15 protein-coding genes are annotated in these 22,318 nt (G+C 35.4%); 1 reads left to right on the forward strand and 14 read right to left on the reverse strand.

Translation table 11 applies throughout. The annotated features are described in order from the left end of the window. Positions 1 to 37 precede the first annotated feature (37 nt). The 12 genes from ACU1LP_RS09180 to ACU1LP_RS09235 form a co-directional block, all read right to left on the reverse strand. Entirely contained in the window at positions 38 to 2,230 is a 2,193-nt protein-coding gene (locus ACU1LP_RS09180) for a hypothetical protein (protein ID WP_445736111.1), read from the reverse strand. Between the two features lie 19 nt (positions 2,231 to 2,249). After that, a complete protein-coding gene (locus tag ACU1LP_RS09185; protein ID WP_445736112.1) occupies positions 2,250 to 3,593 on the reverse strand; it encodes a TlpA family protein disulfide reductase in 1,344 nt (447 codons plus the stop codon). Between the two features lie 127 nt (positions 3,594 to 3,720). Continuing rightward, positions 3,721 to 4,620 carry a T9SS type A sorting domain-containing protein gene (locus tag ACU1LP_RS09190; protein WP_445736113.1) on the reverse strand — a complete coding sequence of 300 codons (900 nt, stop codon included), beginning with the start codon at positions 4,618 to 4,620 and terminating at the stop codon, positions 3,721 to 3,723. A gap of 370 nt (positions 4,621 to 4,990) precedes the next feature. Next, positions 4,991 to 5,887, reverse strand: coding sequence for a PKD domain-containing protein (locus tag ACU1LP_RS09195; protein ID WP_445730926.1), 897 nt, complete (start codon positions 5,885 to 5,887; stop codon positions 4,991 to 4,993). A gap of 26 nt (positions 5,888 to 5,913) precedes the next feature. After that, complete coding sequence (locus tag ACU1LP_RS09200) at positions 5,914 to 7,275, reverse strand: DUF4832 domain-containing protein (RefSeq protein ID WP_445736114.1); 1,362 nt, start codon at positions 7,273 to 7,275, stop codon at positions 5,914 to 5,916. A gap of 35 nt (positions 7,276 to 7,310) precedes the next feature. Next, the gene (locus ACU1LP_RS09205; protein WP_445730924.1) at positions 7,311 to 8,672 is read right to left on the reverse strand and encodes a Gfo/Idh/MocA family protein; all 1,362 of its coding nucleotides are present in this window, start codon (positions 8,670 to 8,672) and stop codon (positions 7,311 to 7,313) included. A 97-nt stretch (positions 8,673 to 8,769) separates the two neighbouring features. After that, positions 8,770 to 10,242 (reverse strand): RagB/SusD family nutrient uptake outer membrane protein, encoded by a 1,473-nt coding sequence (locus ACU1LP_RS09210; protein WP_445736115.1) that lies wholly within the window; start codon positions 10,240 to 10,242, stop codon positions 8,770 to 8,772. A gap of 11 nt (positions 10,243 to 10,253) precedes the next feature. After that, a complete protein-coding gene (locus tag ACU1LP_RS09215; protein WP_445736116.1) occupies positions 10,254 to 13,508 on the reverse strand; it encodes a SusC/RagA family TonB-linked outer membrane protein in 3,255 nt (1,084 codons plus the stop codon). Positions 13,509 to 13,902: 394 nt separating this feature from the next. Further along, positions 13,903 to 15,831, reverse strand: a complete 1,929-nt coding sequence (gene nagB, locus ACU1LP_RS09220) for a glucosamine-6-phosphate deaminase (RefSeq protein ID WP_445730921.1) — start codon at positions 15,829 to 15,831, stop codon at positions 13,903 to 13,905. An 18-nt stretch (positions 15,832 to 15,849) separates the two neighbouring features. Continuing rightward, positions 15,850 to 17,664: a sodium:solute symporter family protein gene (locus tag ACU1LP_RS09225; protein ID WP_445736117.1), complete on the reverse strand. Its 1,815-nt coding sequence runs from the start codon at positions 17,662 to 17,664 to the stop codon at positions 15,850 to 15,852. A 24-nt stretch (positions 17,665 to 17,688) separates the two neighbouring features. Further along, positions 17,689 to 18,591, reverse strand: a complete 903-nt coding sequence (locus ACU1LP_RS09230; RefSeq protein WP_445734741.1) for a sugar phosphate nucleotidyltransferase — start codon at positions 18,589 to 18,591, stop codon at positions 17,689 to 17,691. Between the two features lies 1 nt (position 18,592). Beyond that, positions 18,593 to 19,696, reverse strand: coding sequence for a mevalonate kinase family protein (locus tag ACU1LP_RS09235; protein ID WP_445730918.1), 1,104 nt, complete (start codon positions 19,694 to 19,696; stop codon positions 18,593 to 18,595). 215 nt (positions 19,697 to 19,911) lie between these two features. On the opposite strand from ACU1LP_RS09235, the gene ACU1LP_RS09240 reads away from it, so the two are divergent. Next, the gene (locus tag ACU1LP_RS09240; RefSeq protein ID WP_445736118.1) at positions 19,912 to 20,955 is read left to right on the forward strand and encodes a LacI family DNA-binding transcriptional regulator; all 1,044 of its coding nucleotides are present in this window, start codon (positions 19,912 to 19,914) and stop codon (positions 20,953 to 20,955) included. On the opposite strand, the gene ACU1LP_RS09245 is transcribed toward ACU1LP_RS09240, so the two are convergent. Together ACU1LP_RS09245 and ACU1LP_RS09250 are read right to left on the reverse strand one after the other, a co-directional pair. Then, on the reverse strand, positions 20,952 to 21,593 hold the full coding sequence (locus ACU1LP_RS09245) for a carbohydrate-binding family 9-like protein (RefSeq protein ID WP_445730916.1): 642 nt from the start codon (positions 21,591 to 21,593) through the stop codon (positions 20,952 to 20,954). The genes ACU1LP_RS09240 and ACU1LP_RS09245 overlap by 4 nt on opposite strands. Positions 21,594 to 22,158: 565 nt before the next feature. After that, complete coding sequence (locus tag ACU1LP_RS09250; protein WP_445736132.1) at positions 22,159 to 22,242, reverse strand: hypothetical protein; 84 nt, start codon at positions 22,240 to 22,242, stop codon at positions 22,159 to 22,161. Positions 22,243 to 22,318 lie beyond the last annotated feature (76 nt).

The raw sequence follows: 22,318 nt of genomic DNA on the forward strand, positions 1-22,318 counted from the left end.
TTTTTTTTTTAACAATACTATTTTTAAGCTCCATCAACTATTTAGTAATCTTGATTACTTGAGTTCGGAGCGCAGGAATATTAATATATAATTTGTCATTCTTCATTTTTATGGCTTGTTGATTCACTACTTCTATGGCGGAGAATTTTTTGGAAATTTCCAATGCTTGCAAGTCTATCGATATTGTAGATTGAATATTTTCACTTCCATTATTTCTAACCGTAAAAAAAAGCTCGCCATTTGTTCCAAAACGTTCAATTTGTAGTGATTGATTTTCACAAATAGCATAGGTAACAGGTTCCCAACCTGCGCCAGCGATTTGTTTTATTATGGGAATGTATTTTTTGAAGAAGGGGCGTCCATTTTCTACTTTTTTGGTATCCATCCAATACGGATCGCTGGAAGCATCGGTGCTAAAAAAAGACGGAAAGAAACCATAAGCCATTAGTTTCTCAAAATATATTTCGTACCCTTTATAAGGAAAATCGGTAAACGCTTTATCATTTAAACCTTCATTTAAAAGAAAAACGATTGGTTTTTGATAGGAAATGGCCCGTTTAAAATCCAAAGCTTCCGAATTATGGTCGCCAGTAGCATACCAACTTAGTTCTGCCCCAAACAAATCCAGATTACCAGCAGCAAACGGATTCCATCCATGGCCATTGCCCATAACCAGTTTTCCTTGGGAATGCATCTCATCAGCAATTTTTTTCATAAACTCAAATTCTGAAGTGAAATTCCAAATGGCCGGTTTAGCCACATCTTTTGAAAATGATAATGGGTAATCTGTGTACTTAAAATGGTCGCTTCGGTAGTTTAAATCATGGTGCCAGTTCCATTCCATCGAATCAAAATAGATACCATCCACATTCATTTTAACGGCTGGCGTTATTTCGGTTTGTTTTACATATTGATAGCGGTTAACACCTTCTAAATCTGGGTCGCTATTGGTTGTGATGCTCACTGCCCATCCAGAACTGAACCATGGGGTTTGAAGTCGGCGTGTTTGCCATAGGCCGTTTTTATCTTCTGTGGCACTGTTTTCCAAGTATTTTTGATGCGCTTTTGGCACCATTTCGTTTGAAACAAGCGTATTGTAAGGAATGTCTTTTTTAAGAATTGGCAATTGAACATCCCAAGGTTCCGTATATTGGAAACTTAAGACGCCCGTACCTTTATCGGAAGCAATACTGGGTATGCTTTTCCCGTCTTTCTTATCAGAACTATTCCATGACAATTCATGATAAGCGAACCCAAAATCTTCCCAATTTTTAATGGACCGAAGCGGTGTAAAAGGCAGCCAAACACCTTCGGTGGTAACCCGTTTTTTAAAAGATTCAGCATAGATAGAGTAATATGCTTTTAGAGCTGCCCGCATCCCCCAATTGGCATCAAAATTAAAACGGCTTAATTTAAAAAAAGCACGGTCTGGGAATTTGTCTGTTAACGGACTTGTTGCCACATCAAATTCCGCAATCAAACCTTTATTGGTTTTAGCACTTAAGCGATAAATTATTGGAATAGCCATATCAACACCCAAAGCTTCTCCCTTACCATCGATACTTATGGCACTTAAAGGATAAAATGACATGGCACCCTGCCCTATTGGATCGCCATAGCCACCATCAGATAATGTGAGTCCGTTGAAAGCGCCATCAGGAGGGAAAATAGTAGAAACTTTTTTAGTATCAGAATAAGTTGCATCCTTTTTCATGGCATCGGTTTTTTCCAAACCGCTATACCATTGCCACTTTGTAGCGCTTAAAGGAAGGATGATTCGAAGTGTTACACAAGAATTCCCTTCTAAAAGGTATTCTAGTTCCCCATTTATTTCGGTATAATTTTCCCTATCAATTTCATTGATTACAACTTGATATAGGTTGTTTTTAAATCTTGTGATTTTTGCATTGGCCGTTATATTTTCATCATACTTTAAAAGTTCTGTGAACATGCCTTTATCATTGCCCAGTTGAAGATACTCTACATGAATTGAGGTCGCATATTTTTTCTGCGCAGAGGTATATTTTTTACCTTTTTTATGAAAAAAACTTCCAATTTTCTTCCGTTTGTGTGACAAAAAATTTTGCCCGTCATTATGAGTCTTTTCTGGGGTTATTAGTGCTGAATCTGTGTTGTATAAATATGTATGCTCTTTTGCATTTATGCTGTTACAGGTCATGATTAAACCAATAATCAATGATTTAATTATTAAAATACAGTTATTCCGCATGATGATTTTTTTAAACAAATTAATTATTCATAATTTTTGAATTGAGCCAATTATTGGTTTGCTCAACAGAATTTGGGCGCAACATTATTTTTAAATCTTTATCCAATAAAAAATAGGCTGGGGTGGCAAAAACATGATAGTCCTTTACTGCCTGTGTATTCCAGCCCATAAAATCACAGTCTGTTTTCCACGGTACATTTTTATAAGTATTTTCAAAATCAGCTTTATTGGTATCAATAGAAATGTAAATAACATCTACTCCTTTTTGTTTCCAATCAGTATAATAATTGCTCAATTTAGAAAGGTCTTCTTCACATTTTGGACACCATGATGCGCCAAAAACCAACAGTTTGGTGGATATAATACTACTTAGTGTTATTCCATCAGAAAAAACAATATCTGGAGCTGTATTTCCTATTTTAAATTTTCTATATGCTTCCAGTTTGTTTGCCAATTTATCTTCCAGTTGGCAGCTATTTTGGGATAATAACTGAACCGCTAAATATTCTGAACTTTTAAACAAACTTCTTCCTTCAAAATAATTAAATAGATAATCGCCAACGTCATTCAGTAAACTTTCATTATCTTTTAAATTGTTTAAAAGATAATCGGTACTTCTATTCATTTGAGTATAAATACTATCTGTAGATTTTCCTGAATTTTCCAATAGCATATAGTACCCGTCTATGAGTTCTTTTAAAAGTCCGCTGGTTTTAAATTTAGGATTGTTAAAATCAATACTTCTAAACTGTTTGATAACTTCAGGGATTTTTTCTGTGTGATATCTTACCATAATTGGCATATCGCTTACCAACTTTTTTAATGGTAAATACCAAGATACGTAGGTTGTTTTTTCTAATGCTTTTAGGAAATTGGCATCTTCAGTTTCAATACGAACCAACTCATTTTTTATAGTGCTTAAAGCTGATTTTTGTTTTTTGAAGATTGCTTCCTTTTGGTATTTATCTTTTAAATAATACCACGCAGAAGCAGCACTTTGGCGTTGACTGTACGCCTTAAAATATTGAATAAACACTTTGTTTTCAATACTATTTTCAAATACCAAACTATCTTTTTCATTGAGGCTAGTTCCTGAAATTTTTAAGTCTTTTTCGGTTAAAATAAAAGCCAAAGACGATTTATCTTTGGCTTTTAAAATAGCCATACCTTTGTAGCTATTTGGATATATTAATGTAAAGTTCCCTAAACTATCTACGTTGGTAACGCTTAATATGTCAGACTTAAAGTTATCATATCCAGAAAGTTCCAATTCTTGACCAGCAAGTAATTTAAAATTTCCTTTTATTTGAGCTTGTAACGTAGCTATAAAAAGCAAAAAAATTAGCAAGAATATCCTTTTCATCTTTTTATTTTTATTGCTTTTTATCGGTCATATGTAACATTCATTTAAACATTTCAATGGGTAACTAAATTTATAGCTATGAATGTTTCATCTTTTTACTTTTTAATAGATACAATAGTTTTAAATATTACTTGATGATTAATTCTTTAACCACAGTCGCTTCATTATCCAATACAAATTTTACCAAATACAAGCCTTTTGATGCGCCAGTTAAATTAATGGTTCTGGTGTTATTGTCTTGCTTAAATATCTCTTTACCAGTAACATCATAAACAAAAACCTTTACATTTTTAACACTTTGTGATAAACTGAAATTTATTTCGGCACCACCTGTAGTAGGGTTTGGGTACATATTAAAGCCTAATACCTCTTTTTTTGATGTACTTAAAGAAGCATCGTAAATACAACGTACTGCCTTACCATGTGAGCGCCAATCAGCCCAATCATTATTTCCCATATCATAAAAATATTTATGGATAGCTGGCGCACTACTAGTCCAATAATAACTTGTAGTGGCTACATCATAAATGGCTCCATCACCAGTAGATCGAAATCCTGTATGCGGTAATTTAAGGAAACTTGCAAAAGCATCAACATCAGTAAAAGTTGTAACAAGAAATTCTGCTACCCATTCAGCAGTTGTTGGCACTCTAAAACCAGCACCTTGTGATGTACATGGGTTATGTGCTCCACCTGTATTGGACCAACGTGTATCATCAGCAGAAGCAGCATCTAACCAATTGTTCTGAGTATATCCAGTATATATGAAATTAGAACCTTCAGTTCCAGCTGTTACACCAGCAGGAGCAGAAATGGCAGTGCTAGTTCTAAGTTGGTGACCATCTGTGTTTCTTCCCCATTGGTATAAACCGCCCATGGCATCAACGTCATCTATTGAGGTAGCTACTTGGGTAGCTCCTAAATTTTTATCTGACCATATCCTACTTGTAACAGGAGAGGTAACTGTTTGCGCATAACTAAATACGCCGCTTGCTATAAAAATAGCACTTAGTAATGTTGTTTTCATTTTATTTATGTTTTTAAGTTAATACCAAAACTTATTTTAAATAGGGTTAAGTTTTTAGGTTTGAAATAGGGCAATACACATCTGAATACGATTTAAAGAATCACAGAATATTTTTAATGAAAAAATTTTTAGTACATGACAAAAACAGTTCGTTGATATTTAAATAACTTCTATCGTTGACCCCTCCGCCTATCGGCATACCGAAAATTCGGCACAAGCTATCCCCTTAAAAAAGGGGAGAAATTATTAAGGAGCTCATTTTTAATAATTTGAACTTCTTATTTAAAATTTTGTCATGTACTTAAAAAAATGTTAATTGTGAACATATCCAGCTATTACAGAAATAGCTGGATGTATTAATATTCTATAATTACTGGCAAAGCGCTAAAGTTTCTTTTGGAAGCACATAAGTTACATATTTGCTTGTTGCCGTTACTGTTGGAAAATTACCAACAGCTGCCCATCCACTTGTTAGTTCAGAAAAGGCAAAACCGATAGTACTACCAAGTGAACCCAATTGCGTTTTTGGAATGGCAAATTCAATAGCATTGGTATTGGCGTCAACACTTTTAATTCCGGAAGAAAATATATTTGCTCCAGAACCGGCTAAAAAAGCCCATCCCCAGCCACCTGCTGGATCTGTATGTTGATAAAAACCACCCCATGAATTACTTAATAATGGTCCTTCAAACAAAAAGTCGCCTCCAGAACCTGATGGCCATTGCCAGCTTAAAAACCCTGTCGATGAATTGCCATCAGCGTTAATATACATATCAACCAATTCCATTTTCATTTTTTTATTGCCTTCCAGATAAACATTTACATAATCCCCTTTGCCCCAAATTTTTATTTTCTGCATAGATACCGCATTTGGTTCTTGGTACAAATAATCTATAATTTCCCAGTCATCAAACTTACCATCTATGGTAATACTGGCTAAAATAACTTCTGGTGCCGAAATAGTTTTGGTCACAGATGCTTTTTGTCCAGATTCGCTCGTAACCGTAAGCGTTACTTTAATTTCGCCACCTACTGTTGTATAAGTATAAGTGGGGTTTTCTTTTTCACAATAAAAATAAAGATCACCAAAATCCCATTTATAGGTAGTTGCTCCCTTAGAAAGGTTAGTAAAAGCAAAAGTGCTTTCATCGTTTGTAAAAGAAAAGTCTGCAACGATGCCGTTGTCAGATTCTGAAACACCGTCAGTTCCGCATCCTGCAAGAAGCGTAACAGCAATTAAACAGTAGAAAAATTTTAGTTTTTTCATAATTAATTTATTTTAGAGATTAAATTTTAGTTTATTATTAGTTTATGTGATAATTTATTAAGACCTGTTGTAGTTTCCCAAGCGTCTTTATTTGCTAATTGAATGGCGTACTCTGATCGGTCTGATAATGATGCTGAAGCATCTTCAATCTTTAATAACAAATCATAACTTCCGGCTGGAATACCAGCAGTACTAACAGATTCTTTTAGTTCATAATCTACCCCAGGCAACACTTTTCTTATATCAAAGCTTAGTTCTTTTTTATAGATAGTAGCATTTGCGGTAGAACGAAATATTAAAAATGTTTTTTTAGTGTTATAAACTGGTGCATACCCAGTATTACTTAAAATGGTATTCAATTCAAAAGACCCATTGGTATTAATTTCTTTTTTTAAGGTTGAAGATTTCAATGCAATTCGGTATCCTAGCCTTTTCTGAAAATCTTTAAAGCAACTATTTGTCCTCCAAACTTGTAGTACGGGCCCATAATAATCAAGATTAAGATACGTCCATTTCAAAAGTGCCATTTCCCCTCCAGCAGTGGCACAACTGGCCGTAGGTATCCCACTTGGTGGACAGGTTTCCCCGCCTGTTGGAACATAAAAAGCTTCTTTACTAATGTAACTTTTCTCGGCAGTTACATTTTGGTAAGTTCCATAATCATCTGCGCTAGCTAAAAAGCAATCATTATGAAATCCCACTCTTGCAATATCTGAAGTACCATAACCAACACTGGCGTCGATGGCCGTGGAATAATTAAAAACTTGTTGTTTGTAAAGAGGCGTTCTCAACTGAATTTTCACTTCTTTTGGTAATACTTCCAACAATTTATCAACCACGGCTTTTTTATTTGCCAAGGTTGTTAAGCCATTGGTTGTATAATACCATTCGCCCCATGCGCCAATAAAACCTGCCTGTACAAAAGCAATAATATCTGCATTATCAGTGAACAATGGCTTAAGTTGATCTAAATGTCTTTGAATAATATTTAGCGGAGCATCCGTATCATTTTGGTTTTCATTATATGCGAAACGCAATATGCATTTTATTCCTGCAGTTCGCAGATTTTGGAAATCTGTACTGATTAAAGCTAACTGAGCTGCACTTAAATCAGAATTTTTAAAAGATGCTAAGTTGTAAAGACGCAAAATTATTGTTACGTTTTCATTTTTTAAACTTTGTAACGTTACTAAGTTGATAGGTGCACCCTCTGAAGCAACGCTCCATGAATGCATAAAACCGCGCTCTGGGTTAGAGATCACATCGGTTGAGGCTTGATAGGTAATTTCACTAACCGTATCATCAACAACCTCTTTGTCTGGCTCGTTGTTGCTACTGCAACTTATGAGTAAGACAATAAAAAAAAGTAATATTAATTGATTTTTCATAATTTTATTTTTTTTTTGATTAACAAATGATTTATTTAATAATCATTTTTAATCCAATTATAAGGTTTTCTTTTTACCCATTGACCTCTTGTGAAATCCGGGAAATCCTGGGGTTCTCCATTATTTTCTATAGAGGCTTCAGAGAGTGGCGTTATGGCACTCCAAGCGGCCGCATCATAGGCATCTAATGGTGGTGCTACTTTTAGTTTAGCAGCTTCAACAAAGGCATGAATTACGAAAAAATCCATGCCGCCATGGCCTGCGCCATTAGCTAGATCACCGTATTTTTGCCATAATGGATGGTCGTATTTCTTTAACCAATCATCCGCCACATCCCATTGATGTGGTTCAGTTTTACCTTCAATGTGAATTCTATTTCCGTCATCTTCCCATAAACCATAAGCGCCTTGAACTCTAAAGCCCAATGAGTATGGTCTTGGTAAATTAGTGTCGTGCGAGATAATAATGGTTTCACCATTTGCAGTTTCTACAGTAGAAGTTACCACATCACCAAGCTTAAATTTTAATTTTGCATTTGGATGGTTCTCGCCCCCTACCTTAACAATATAGTTGTGCAATCCTACAGCTTTACTGGCATTAGATGTTAATGACAGAAAACGGTTTCCTCGGTTAATATCGCACATAGTGGCTATGGGTCCCACACCATGGGTTGGGTATATATCGGCATTTCTTAACAAGGAATGTTGTGTTCTCCATTTTGCTTCGGAAACACCTTTGTCTCCAAATTCGGCTCCTATATTTTCTGGGTTCACGCCATCATTAAATTTAATATGGCGTAAATCATGCTGGTAACCACATCTAAAATGGACCAATTCACCAAAAACATTTTGCTTAACCATATTTAGCACCGCCATAATATCCCGTCGGTAGTTTACATTTTCCAAAATCATTAAGTGCGTGCCCGTTTCTTCATGGGTATTTACCAAATCCCAACACTCTTCCATGGTGTTGGCTGCGGACACCTCTACGCCTGTATATTTTCCGGCTCTCATGGCGTCTTTTGCCATACGTGTATGCCATAACCAAGGTGTTGAAATAATAATGGCATCTACATTGTCCAGGGCCAGAAGATTTTTATAATCGTAATCATTTTTACCAAAAACAAGCGGTTTTTTATTTCCTTTTTGAGTAATCTTTTCTACAGCTAAAGATGTTCTTGCAGGGTCTATATCGCAAATGGCGGTAATAGTAACATCATTTCTCAACAATAAGTTATTCAAATGGTTAGTGCCACGTAAACCAACACCTATCAAACCGATTTTCAATTTTTCGGCAGTACCATTTATACTGTTCAATCCTAAACTAAAATTTGGCAGTAACGAGATGCCTGTACCTACAATGGCTGTTTTCTTTATGAAGTTTCTTCTAGATTCCATTATTTTAATTTTTCTTATATGTTTTTGAGTTTGAAAATAAAAGGGTTGCTTTTTTACGCTTTCAAAGATAAAACCAACCCTTTTCAACTAAACCAAACTAATTATAACCAGGATTTTGTAAAAATTTCCCTTTACCCTCGCTTATACGCGCTAAAGAAAATGGAAATAAGGCTTTGTAAGGAGCACTTTGACTTGCAACCCCATTTAAAGCGTTTGCATATTCGGTGTACTTGCCGTGTCTTATTAAATCTGCACGGTATTGACCGTTTTCGCACCAATATTCGTGAGACCTTTCTAAAAGAATCATCTTGTTAAAGGTGTCAATATCAGCATAATTGGCTAATAAAATTGGATTTAGTTTAGCTCGTTCTCTTACTAAATTTACCAAATCTATAGCTTCTTGATTAGGAACATTTGTTTTATTGGCAAGTGCTTCGGCTTTAGACAGCAACACATCAGCATATCTATAAATGATCATATCAACGGTGGTCAATCCAGAATTTCTATCGGCATCGGCATCAATTTTTAATGGAATAGGCCCCAACTGCATGACTGTACCAGGATTAGATCTATTATAGGTAATGCCATCTGTACCCACATATTCTGCAATGAGGTTTGTTTTACGAACATCATTAGCTTCAAAAGAATCATAGAATTTCCAAGAACTTTGTATGGTACTCCAACCCCCACGAACTGGGTAGTTTGATGGTAAAACCATGAGTTGCCATTGGTTTTCACTAGTGCCCGCATAATCTGCAGGTACAACAAACATAATTTCTTTATTATCTACTTGTGCTACTTTACTAAACATCCCTACATAATCTGGGGCTAATTGATAATAATTCATAGCCATAATAGCATTGGATTGCGTTTCAACATCTGCCCATCTTTTTTCATGAAGGTATAGCCTTATTAGCATCATTCTTGCCGTACCTTGACTAAATCTTCCATAGGCAGCATTGCCTGGCGCAGGTAAATTTACCGCAGCATCCAGCAAGTCATTTTCAATAAAAGATACCATTTCGTTATATTCCATCCTAGCTAATGGTGTTTCGGTTAAAGGATTTTTTAACACCTCTAATGGCGCTACCACTAATGGCCCGAACATATCAAACAATTCATAAGCCAAAAACCCTCTGGCACATTTTATTTCTGCAATCCCCAGTTTTTTTAAGTTTTCATTGACACTGGAATTTTCAATTCGATCTATACTTAAGGTATGACTGCTAATTTTGTTATAAAAATCATCATAGTAACGGGTAAAAGTAGACGACGCTTGGTTGTAACTATGTAAGGTTGCTTCCTGTTGTTGACCATAAGCGCCCTGCAAAATTTCTGTTGTCGCATCTAAGGTAAACATCACTCCTCTTTCTGAGGTAGAGTGAATACCGTTTGCCCACGAACCTCTTAAGGGATAATATGCTGCTACAACCAAAGCTTCTATATCTGCCTCTGATTGCGGAAAAATCGCTGGATTAATTTCATCGTAGTTTATGGACTCAAGTTCTGGACTACATGCCACGGACAGTGTAACCAGCAATCCCATTAAATAAATTTTAATAGTTTTCATATTTTATTTTTTTAAAATTTTAAATCTATACCTATCGTATATGTTTTAACGTTTGGATATGCGGCTACATACGCATCTGTTTCTGGGTCAACACCATCATAAGGTGTAATTACAAAAAGGTTTTGGGCATCTAACCTAAGTGCGGCATTGGTTATAAATTTACCCATCCATTCTGTTGGCAAATTGTATGACAATGACAGGTTTTGAAGCCTAACAAACCAAGCGTCCTGCAAAAAGAAATCGCCTGAACCATATCTCGTGAATCCAAAATGGGATGCCGGTCTTGTATTTGTTGGGTTATCTGGTGTCCATCTATTATAAACGTTTCTTAACGCATTACGCCCGTTTGTTGCAACTCCAATAGCAGTAACACCCAAAGCAAAATCCGTTTGATCTACTATTTGTCTTCCAAACATCCCATTAAAATGGAAGTTTAGTTTGAAGTTTTTATAGCTAATAGAGTTACTGAAACCTGCAATAAAATCTGGATCTGAGGATCCAAGCAATACAATATCGGCCTCATCAATAATACCATCTGGGGCACCGGTTGGTATAAATCTACCATCTGCATCAACTACTGGGTCTCCAGAACCATCTCTTTCAAATCCGTTGACATCTTTTAGTTTTATTTGCCCTGGAAATAAATCTGGCTGAGCAGGTACCACTTCGCCTATTTGCATCACACCATCTGATAAATAGGAGTATTGTGCACGAATAGGATCGTCCACATTTTGATATATTGCCGGTTTCCAATCTGGAGCCCTTTCTTTCCATCTATCTTTAAATTTAGAGAACGTAAAAGTACTCTCCCATTTAAAGTTTTCAGCATCTACATTAATTGTATTTAAAGTAAGCTCAATTCCCCTACTTTGGGTCGATCCAATATTTGCCCAAACGGTATTTATTTCGTTATAAGAATTAATGGGTTTTATTTGTAGTAAATCTGAAATTACCTTATTGTAAACTTCAAGAGATCCTGATAATTTACCTTTAAAAAACTCAAAGTCAAGACCAATATTTGTTTCCCTGGTAGTTTCCCATTTTAAATCTGGGTTTTCCAGTCTTGAAGGAAATACCCCAATCAGTATAGATTCATCTGGGTTCAAATAAGCTGGTTGTGCAAAATAGGCTGCAAAAGCGTTTGAGCCGATATCGGCATTACCGGTTTCACCATAACCTACCCTAAGCTTTAATTGCGATATATTATCGTTTAAGTTTTGCATGAAAGGTTCTCCGGCTATATCCCAACCAACAGCAACTGATGGGAAAATGGCGAACTTATTATTTTTAGAAAAAACACTGGAACCATCTCTACGTATGGTGGACGTCAAAATATATCTATCTTTAAAAACATAATTTAACCTTCCAAAATAAGATACTAAATTGTCTTCTTGTTTTGTTGAGCCTATCACTTTAGTACCTGCTCCAGCATTTAAATTATTCCATAAAAACGCATCGGTTATAAAATCACTATTTCCAGAGTTAGCACTTTCAGATCTGTATTTTTGTCTGGAATAGCCAACTAATAAATTAATATTATGGACATCATTTATTATTTTAGAATAGTTTAAAGTAAAATCAAACAACTCATCATTTTTTTTCTGATTCGCTATGGTTGCTTTACCATTTTCCAAAGCTCCCCAAAGTGTTGTTCTTGGTAAATAGGTGTTTCTACTGGTGTAACCTTGGTCTATGCCTACTTGTAACCTAGCCACTAAACCCTGCAATGGCTTAACTTCCATAAAAAAGTTACTAAGCGTTCTATCGATAACACCTTTATCTGTTATAGTAAGTAATGAAAATGGATTGGGTTCGAGTGCATTATCTGGATTTATTGGATAATTACCAAACTCATCAATAGCTTGTATGTGTGGGCCGTATTGTAAGGCTGATCTAATAAGACCTGAATTTTCAAATTGATTGCCCCCCAATTGGCTGTTTTCATTATTAATTCTACTCATGGTGAGATTCATACCAAAACTCACATAATCATTAAGTTTCTGGTCTAAATTGAATCGTAAAGAAGCTCTATCAAATGCTGAATTTTTCAAAATCCCTTTTTGCTCAAATAAGTTACCGGACAGATAATATTTAGTAGTTTCCGTTCCACCTCTTAACGACAGGTTATGCTGTAAAATACTTCCATCTCTGGTTACTAAATCAAGCCAATTAGTACCTTGTCCGGCATTATTAATTTGATCGTCTGAATAAAATCTTGAAAAAGGAATACCATTAACAGGGTCGGCAATAGCTTCTTCAAGTGTTCTGCTACTATAAGGAGATACTCTGTTTGTAAATTCCCAATTTTCTCTGGCAGCATCATTTCTTAATTGCATCCATTCTGGCAAGCTTAAAACATCAAAACTATTGTTATAGGCTTGGTATGAATATGATGAAGAATAATCAACTTGAACTTTTCCGGTTTTTCCTTTTTTAGTAGTAAGCAAAATAACCCCATTTGCGGCTCTTGCTCCATAAATGGATGTGGCACTGGCATCTTTCAATACTGATATTGACTCAATATCATTGGGGTTGAATGAATTTAAAATACTTTGAGTGCCCCCATCATATCTGTTTCCTGTACCTGGTTGTTGAAACTCAGTAGTAGGAAAACCATCAATAACTATTAAAGGCTGGTTACTGGCATTAATAGATCCAGCTCCTCTTATCTGGATATCTAAACCACCTCCAGGTTGTGCACTATTCTGAACAATTTGCAAACCTGAAACCTTACCTCTAAGGACATCGCCTACGGACGGTGAAGATGACAATATTAATTCCTCCGTCTTTACAGTCGAAATAGCACCTGCAACATCTTTTCTTCTTTGGGTGCCATAGCCAACCACAACAACCTCATCTAAACCTGTATTGTCTGTTACTAAAGTTACATTTATGGTTGACTTCCCTGCAATTGCTATATCTTGTGTAACAAAACCTACATAAGAAAACACTAAAGTGGATGCTCCACTTGAAACGGTAATTTTATAACCACCATCAAAATCCGTTGAGACACCATTGGTTGTTCCTTTAACCAAAACTGAAGCCCCCGGAAGTGGTATGCCTGATTCATCGGTAACTTTACCTGTAACCGTAATTTGTTGATTATTACCTTTCTCTATTTCTAAAGAATTATTTGAGTTCGACGCATAGGCATTCGCATTGACTTTTAATAAAAAGACAAGCAGTACCAATACACTTAACTTCATATTTAAAGCAAGTTTTAGTCCGTTCCTCTCTTTGCTGAGTAGCTTTATGATTTTTTTCATATTTTTGTTTGTGATTTATTAATTAGAGATTAAATTGAGTCACTTATTATAACCGGAAAATGCTGCAACATTTTTCGGTTTTTAAGTTAAGGTCTGTTAGAGTTAATGTTGTTTCATATGTTCATATTTATTGCTTTTTATTGGTCATCCCGGATAGCTATCGGGACTGTTCGCTATTAATCATTTCGTTGGGTGATAATGCTTTTAACATGCTCGTTTCATCATTCATTTTAGAGTTGTTTTTAGTTAATTTATTTTTGAGTTTTTTAAAATTAGATTTCCAGATTAAAAATTCTTTTTCTTTTATTCAATGACCAACCCAAACATGTAGCTTTATCGATCAGGTTGCTGATCATGGATAATCCCTTTTTCTATATCCATTTGTTGTTATTCATTAAAACTCCCATCTAACAAATGCTTCCATGGCAGCATAATGTGACAATCCTAGTTGATCATATAATTGGGCAGTTTCTTTGTTTCTGTCCTCGGCACGTTGCCAGAACTCCCTGCTGTCCGCTCCCTGAAAAACAACGCCGTCCTTTTGCGATTGATGCTTGAAAATCCCTTTTCGTTTTTCAAGTACTTGGTCCGGTCCCATGGGTACTGCCATTTCAATCTCATCAATGCCCCATTCTTTCCAAGCACCTCTGTACAACCATACCCAACAGTCTTTCATAAAGGGTTTGGTCTTTAATCTTTTTACCGCTTCAAAAACGGCATCCAAACATACTTTGTGCGTGCCGTGTGGATCAGCCAAATCGCCTGCAGCATATATCTGGTGTGGTTTTATTGCCTCAATAAGGGCCATGGTTATTTTAATATCTGCTTCTCCCAAAGGTTTCTTGTCAATGGTTCCTGTTTCATAAAAAGGCAACTCCATAAAATGGATTTGGTTTTCTGGCACACCAACAAAACGACAGGCAGCTTGTGCTTCCCCTTTTCTAATCAATCCTTTTATAAATCTTACTTGAGGAATATCTATCTCACTTGTTTTTTTGTTTTCAAGAAACTTTATGGCTTTTTTATAAATGGTTTCTGCTTCTTTACTTTCTATTCCGAACTTGTCATTATAATCACAAACAAAACTTGCAAATCGCAATGCCTCACTATCATCAACGGCAATATTACCCGAAGTTTGATAACCCACATGTACTTCGTGCCCTTGTTCTTGTAATCGTTTAAAAGTGCCACCCATACTAATGATGTCATCATCTGGATGCGGACTAAAAATCAGCACGCGCTTTTTTGCAGGTTCTGCACGCTCGGGTCTCTTGCTATCATCTGCATTCGGTTTTCCCCCTGGCCATCCTGTAATGGTGTGCTGTACCTTATTGAAAATTTTAATGTTTATATCGTATGCAGGACCGGAATCGGCAAGCAATCCGCTCATGCCGTTTTCAATATAATCGGCATCAGTAAGCATTAAAATTGGTTTGTTTAAATGAAGTGCCAATCCCAATACTGCTTTTCTGATCATTTTATCTGTCCACACAATTTCTTCAACCAACCATGGGGTATTGATTCTTGTCAATTTTGAAGAGGCTTCTTTGTCAAGGACGAAAGTGGCGTTGTTATGTTCCTGCAAAAACGAAGCAGGTACTTGGTTGGTAACCGGTCCTTCTGCTGATGCTTTAATAATATTGGCCTTTCCTTCTCCCCAAGCCATCAAGATGACCCGTTTGGCTTGCATTATTTTTTTAATACCTAAAGTAATGGCAGTTCTAGGAGTGCTGCTCAACCCTCCAAAATCGCCACTAGCAGCTACCCTTGTAATATGGTCCAAAGCTACCAAACGTGTTTTTGAATTTTGTAAAGATCCTGATTCGTTAAACCCAATATGCCCATTACCGCCAATACCCAATATCTGTAAATCGATACCGCCAACGGCTTTAATTTTGGCTTCATATTGGTCACAATAATTAGCTATCTCTTCTTTTGGCAAGGTCCCGTCTGGAATATGTATATTTTCTGGCAATATATCAATGTGGTTGAATAGCAACTCCTTCATAAAACGCACATAACTATTCACGGAATCTGGTTCCATAGGGTAATATTCATCTAAATTAAAAGACACCACGTTTTTAAAACTCAAACCTTCCTGTTTGTGCATACGCACCAATTCAGCATATAGGCTTTTTGGGGAAGAACCCGTTGCCAACCCTAATATACACGGTTGCTTTTGGGCTTGTTTAACCCTTATAAGATCTGCAATTTCTTTTGCAACCGCTTTTGATGCCGTAGATGAATTTTCGAAAACAACCGTTTCGATGTTCTCGAACCGTTTTTCAAAACCTGTAGCTTTATCAATGGTACTTTTTAACATTACTTTTATTAGTTTTTTTTATAAAATAGTTGACTTGATTTTATTCCATGTTAGTTTCAATAAATAGCCCGAAACTATCGCCACAAGCGTTAATGATATGGCATAGTTGTAATCGCCATAAATCCAATAGCCCGTTGCGAACATACAGCTGTATATTAGTACACAACCAAGAAGCATTGCCAATATTCCTGAAGGTACACTCCATGAAGCTTCAGAGTCTTTTATGGTAATATTACCAGCTTTCGCTTCATTAATAACCTTGGTCCATCCTGGGCCACCAGGTTGTATTTTTTTGTAAAAACCTTGCAATACTACTTTGCTTTCCGGTTGTGTGATATAGGTCGCTATTAACCATATAATTGTTGTTGTAAAAACGACTAAAGGATACTGCCAATAATCTTCGAAAACACCTGTTCCAGAATGAAATAGATAAGCACCCAGTGGTGTTAATTTCAATAAGATTGAAATAATGCCCGAGGCAAACATGGCAGTGATTTCACTCCAAGCATTGATGCGCCACCAGAACCAACGTAAAATAAAGATAAGGCCCGTTCCCGCTCCAAACACCAATAAAAGCTCGAACAATTGCAAGGCGTTCTGTAACCACAATGCCAATACGGCACTGAATACCATCAGGATCACCGTTGATAGCCTACCAACGGCTACCAATTGTTTTTCGGAGGCGTTTGGATTGATTTGTTGCTTATAAAAATCATACACAATATAAGATGAGCCCCAGTTAAGTTGGGTTGAAATAGTACTCATGTAAGCAGCAACCAACGATGCCAATACCAACCCGAGCAAACCACTAGGCAATTTGGTAAGCATGGCAGAATACGCTAAATCGTGCCCCAGTTTATCATTCGCTATGTTAGGAAATGCGTCTTGAATACTTGCTAAATCTGGAAACACCACCAATGACGCCAAGGCAACCAAAATCCATGGCCAAGGGCGTAAAGCATAGTGCATGATGTTGAAAAAGAAAGTCGCTCCGATAGCATGGTTTTCATCTTTTGCTGCCAACATACGTTGTGCAATATAACCCCCGCCTCCAGGTTCCGCCCCTGGATACCAAGAACTCCACCATTGTACCGACAATGGAATAATAAATAAGGTTATCAGTGCTTGTTTATCACTAAAATCGGGTAATATAGATAGTTTACCAGCTACATTTTCATTAGCCATAATGGCTTCAATACCACCAACTTCTGGTATATTTACCAAGTAATAAGCAGCACCAATGGCACCACCCATAGCCACAAAAAACAATACAAAATCGGTATAAACCACGCCTTTAAAACCACCTAATGCACTAAACACTACGGTAATCAATCCTGCACTTACCACTGTTACCCAAGGTTCAAGCCCGAGCATGATACCACCTATTTTAATAGCCGCCAATGTAACTGCAGCCATGGTAATAACATTAAAAATAACACCTAAATAAATAGCCCTAAATTTTCTTAAGAACTTTGCAGGTTGGCCGCCATATCTAAATTCGTAAAACTCAATATCAGTATTCACGTTAGATTTTCTCCAAAGCTTAGCATACACAAAAACAGTTAATAACCCAGTAAGTAAAAATGCCCACCAGACCCAGTTACCTGAAACACCGTGTGTTCTTACGATGTCTGTTACTAAATTGGGCGTATCGGTGGAGAATGTGGTTGCGACCATTGATACACCTAATAACCACCATGGCATGGTACGTCCAGAAAGGAAAAACTCTGAGGTGTCTTTGCCCGACTTTTTAGAAACATAGATGCCAATAGACAGCGTTACTGTAAAAAACAGTATTATCAATGTGTAATCCAATGTGCTTAAAGACACCATGCTCCTATTGTTTTATCGCTATAATTAAATGGTAAACTCTTTTGTTTGTCCGACTTTATTCCAATCCAATTCCGAATAATGTTTTTTCAAATAGGCTTTAACTTCCACTATATCTTCCTTTGCCGTTAAATCTGGCACATGTTCTGAAAAAGGAATTCCCAATGTTGTTTTTGGGTAGTCGCTAATCATATTCAAAAGCACCGTTGGTAATTCCTTTTCATCTCTTTCTGGGTGCACGGGACAATTTTTTAAATATGGATACAAGACTTCTCCATTAAATTTAAAGGCATTCATGCTTACGCGTATTTTACCTTCAACATCTTTAGATTTGCTTACTTCTTCTTCTGAAGGTTTTTCAACAATATCCAACAGGTAATTTGCGTCATCTAATTTCGCAACAGCAAAACGGGAAATTCGTTCCTCAGGGAATTCCAAAGAATCGCGATCATAACTTATAAAAGCATTAGGGCTTTTGGTTGACCTTAAAGCAAACAAGGCTTTAGAAGAATATAAATTATCGCTATTGCATACCGAATAAAACTGGGTGTTCAATTCCGGGTACTGCTCCACAGCTTGGAACAATGCGTCAGCGGTACCAAAAGGTTTTACTCTATTGTTTGGAATATATTGAATGGCAAACGAAATGTTTAAACCATTAAAGTCGTTGTCTTTTTTCTTGTTACCATAGAACTCTTGGAAGAGCGTTCCTTTCTCACTGATAATGATATAAATGTTCTTATAACCAGCTTCTTTGGCATTATAAAGCAAATAATCCAATAAAGGTCTCCCATGGGGACCAACCCCAATAAGCCCTTTGCTTCTTTCATTGGCTTGTGCTATTTCAGCTTCCGTTAAATTATTGGCATGCGTTTCCTTCTTCATTCTAGATGAAGCACCACCTGCCAATATTATTAAATTACTATGCATATTATGAAACGTTTACTGTTTTTAATGTACTCACTATCCTTGCACCGGGATCTACAGATACTTGATAAGCATCTTTTGCTCCTGATTTTTTAATATGGTCTATAATTTGCTGTTCTTTTCCTAGTGGCGCTAAAACCACAATGCTTCCGCCGCCTCCCGAACCAACTATTTTAGCCCCTAATGCTCCTGCATTTAAGGCAGCGTCTATCATATCATCAATTTTTGGAACCGTTATTTTCAATAAATTTTTTAATACGTTATGATGGGCACTCATTAATGTTCCTATTTTTTTTATATCCGGGGAAGGCTTTTTAAATTCCAAATAGGCTTTTTTTGTGATTTCATGATTTAGAACTGCCGCCGAAAAGTAGTTTTGAAGACTGTCTGGAACATAATTTAGATAGTTTTTCAAATCACTTTCTTGCGCATATTTTATATCGAAATCTTTTAGCTCTTTTTTTACTGAATGGATGGCAAGCCATGTTTTTTCTTTTAATTCTTTTAAAAGCCCAACGGTTTCTTTGGGAATGCCAGATTCACCAATTATGATGCCATGTAAAGGTGTGTTTATGGTATCATAGGAGAAATTGTCGCCAGTTTCTAAATAAAGAATATTGCCTAAACCTATACTGTATTGGTCCATTTTACCTCCAGGTGCCCCTTGCTCCACAACTTCAGCTTCATAAGCTATTTGCGAAATAAATTCCGGGGTCACTTTTACATTAATACCAAAAGCTTCTATTAAAAACTGAACCCAAGAAACCACTAAAGCTGATGAACTTGATGTCCCTGCGTTAATTGGCAAATTACCCGAAATTCTAATGTCATATCCTTTATTTGGAATGCATCCATATCGTTTTAAAACTCTTAAAGCAAATAATAGATGATCGCCTTTTTCTATGTGATAAATTTCTTTGTCTATGTCGAAAACTCTTTTTTCATTGATATCCGGTTTGTCGATATTTAAAACCCTCGACCCGTTTTCAACAGCCTCCAGTTTAATATTTCGGCTAATGGCACAAGCGATAATAGGAAGCCCTAAATAATCTTGGTGATCGCCAAACAGACATGTTCTTCCGGGTGCTATCGATATAATTTTCTTCATAAAAAACAAAAAGTATAATTATCTTAAAATCAGAGTTTTAAAATCATTTTTTTAATGAAATTTATACTCATGTTAAATTTAAGTTAAGCGAATATATTCTTTTTTTTTAAATAAAAAAAGAGAATATACAAAAAATGTGTTCGAGAACACTAATATTTTGTTCTCGAACACATTTTTTAGGGAATTTGTCTATAAGTTTTATATATTTGTTCCTTATGAAAATATACACCATAAAAGATATTGCAAAACTTGCCGGAGTTTCAAAAGGAACGGTGGATAGAGTATTGCACAAGCGAGGTAAAGTATCTGAAAAAGCTTTAGAAAAAGTAAATAAAATACTTGAAAAAATTGACTATCAGCCCAATCCAATAGCAAGAAACTTAAAAAACAACAAAATCTATCAAATATGTGTCATACTTCCAAATCCAAATGAAGACGCTTTTTGGAGCCCCTGTGTTGAAGGTGTTAATGAAGCTATTGAAGAATTTAAAGCTTTTGGGGTTTCGATAACTCTATATTTTTACAGTCCCACTAGTACAAAATCTTTTTTTGATATTAATAAAGAAATATTAAAAACCAGTCCAGATGCCGTTTTGTTAACACCTCTGTTTCACAAGGAAAGCATTGAGGTGTCTAAAAAATATGCTGAAGCCAATATCATAGTTAGCACTTTCAACAATAAAATTGAATCCAATCAAATTGGAAGTTTTGTTGGACAGGATTTATTTCAAAGTGGTCGTGTTGCAGCTAACTTGATGCACATGGTTGTTCAACCCCAATCAAAAATTGTTATTGTACACATTGATGAGGTATTCAATAATGCCATACACATGCAAGAAAAGGAAAAAGGCTTTAGAAATTATTTTGAAGAATTGCTTGGTGCAAAATATGACGTATTAACGCTTAACGTAGTTCAATCAGAATTGGGCAAATTGCTTCCAGAATTTTTAAACTCACAAAAAAATGTTTCAGGTATATTTGTTACCACTTCCAAGGCTTATAAAATTGTAGAGACACTTCAGTACATTGATTATAAAAACGTGAAAGTTATAGGTTATGATTTGCTGTCGAAAAATATTGGCTTTATGAAAAATAAAAAAATTGATTTTTTAATCCATCAAAATCCAAAAACCCAAACGTATCTTAGTTTAACTTATTTGGTTGAATACTTTCTATTTAGTAAAGACATACCTAAACAAAAATTATTACCAATTGATATTGTAAATTCTGAAAACTTAAGTTCCCATATACAAAATTAAATAGATTCTAATTTTAGAATCCCAAAAGATGACGGTGTATGAAAATTTGGTGTTTCTGTTTTAGGGTCTACCCAAGTTATCCAAACGGGGCTATAAGTCGAGTTTTTTGTTTTATAATATTTTGCTCTAAAAATTCCTGTTTCAATTTTTCCGTTGTTCAATAAATTTAAATTCTTTAAAGAAACGATACTTATTTTGCCTTCAACGGTAAACCCTTTTTTGTTAATATGTGATTTTACCAGTAAATCTGGTTTTGGCCACTTCCAATCGAGGTCAAAATTTTTATTGGGAAAAGCTTTAAAATCCATGATTCTAGGTGTGGGATCCATTTCTAAACAATAATATGGACTTATATTAGCATCGGTTCTAAAAAAAAGTTCTACCCTGTCTGAAATATCTATGCTTTTAAAACCGGTATCTGTATTATCTATATGCATAGTATCGTCAAAAACATGAAAACAAAAATATAAATAGTCTTTATCCCATAGAGCTTTAAACTCCGTTTTAGTATCTGGCATCACTTCCCAAGGTGAAGAGAAATCAGTTAAAATATTAGCTTTATTCCAAAGAATGGAATCGTCTTTACCATTAATAGTAAGTTTTTTAGTTGGAATTAAGGCTACTTTATAAATTTTCATTAGGCAAATTATAAATTATTTGATAGGAATAGGAAACCCATTACTAAATAAAATAATTAATAATTTAATTCGCAATGATTTTCTAATAAATATATTCTCAATCATTGTTGTCCAGTAAAAGAATCAATAACGCTACGCTAGAATATAGAATCAAGACTTGTTTTTAACTAACTGATAATCAATTTAAAATAGTTTTATAATTTCAGAAATCCTATATATATATATATTGTTTTTTCTGAAAGCAACGGGTGCATCTTAAAAAAATATTTAAATCTATACCCAATCTATAGTTCGGATTGTTTTACAAATTTAAACCGGACACTATTGATTCTCAATCTTAGTTTTGCATAGAATATGAAGCCATGTGGTTTTGGATTTAGATTGAATAAATGGGTTGAAATAAAGTATTACAGACTAGAAAATTATATTTTATGAGATTGGTTTATAATATAGAGGTATGCCTCCTATGCTAAGTTGTCAATTAATACTCCTTTATACCACAAAAAAGTCCGTTATCTACTTTTGGCGATTGCAAAAAAGGTGTTAACCAAATGCCTTTAACCCCTCAGTTTTGAATATAATCCAACTTGGATATCAATCCTATAAAATCACTATAACCATCACCATTGCTATCTTTATAACTGGGCATATAAATTTCATAGAATACGGTTTCTTTCCATCAGGTTTTTTCCAGATCTATAGTTTTTTTATTAGTACAGGAAAAC

Source organism: Mariniflexile sp. (genome assembly GCF_052728615.1).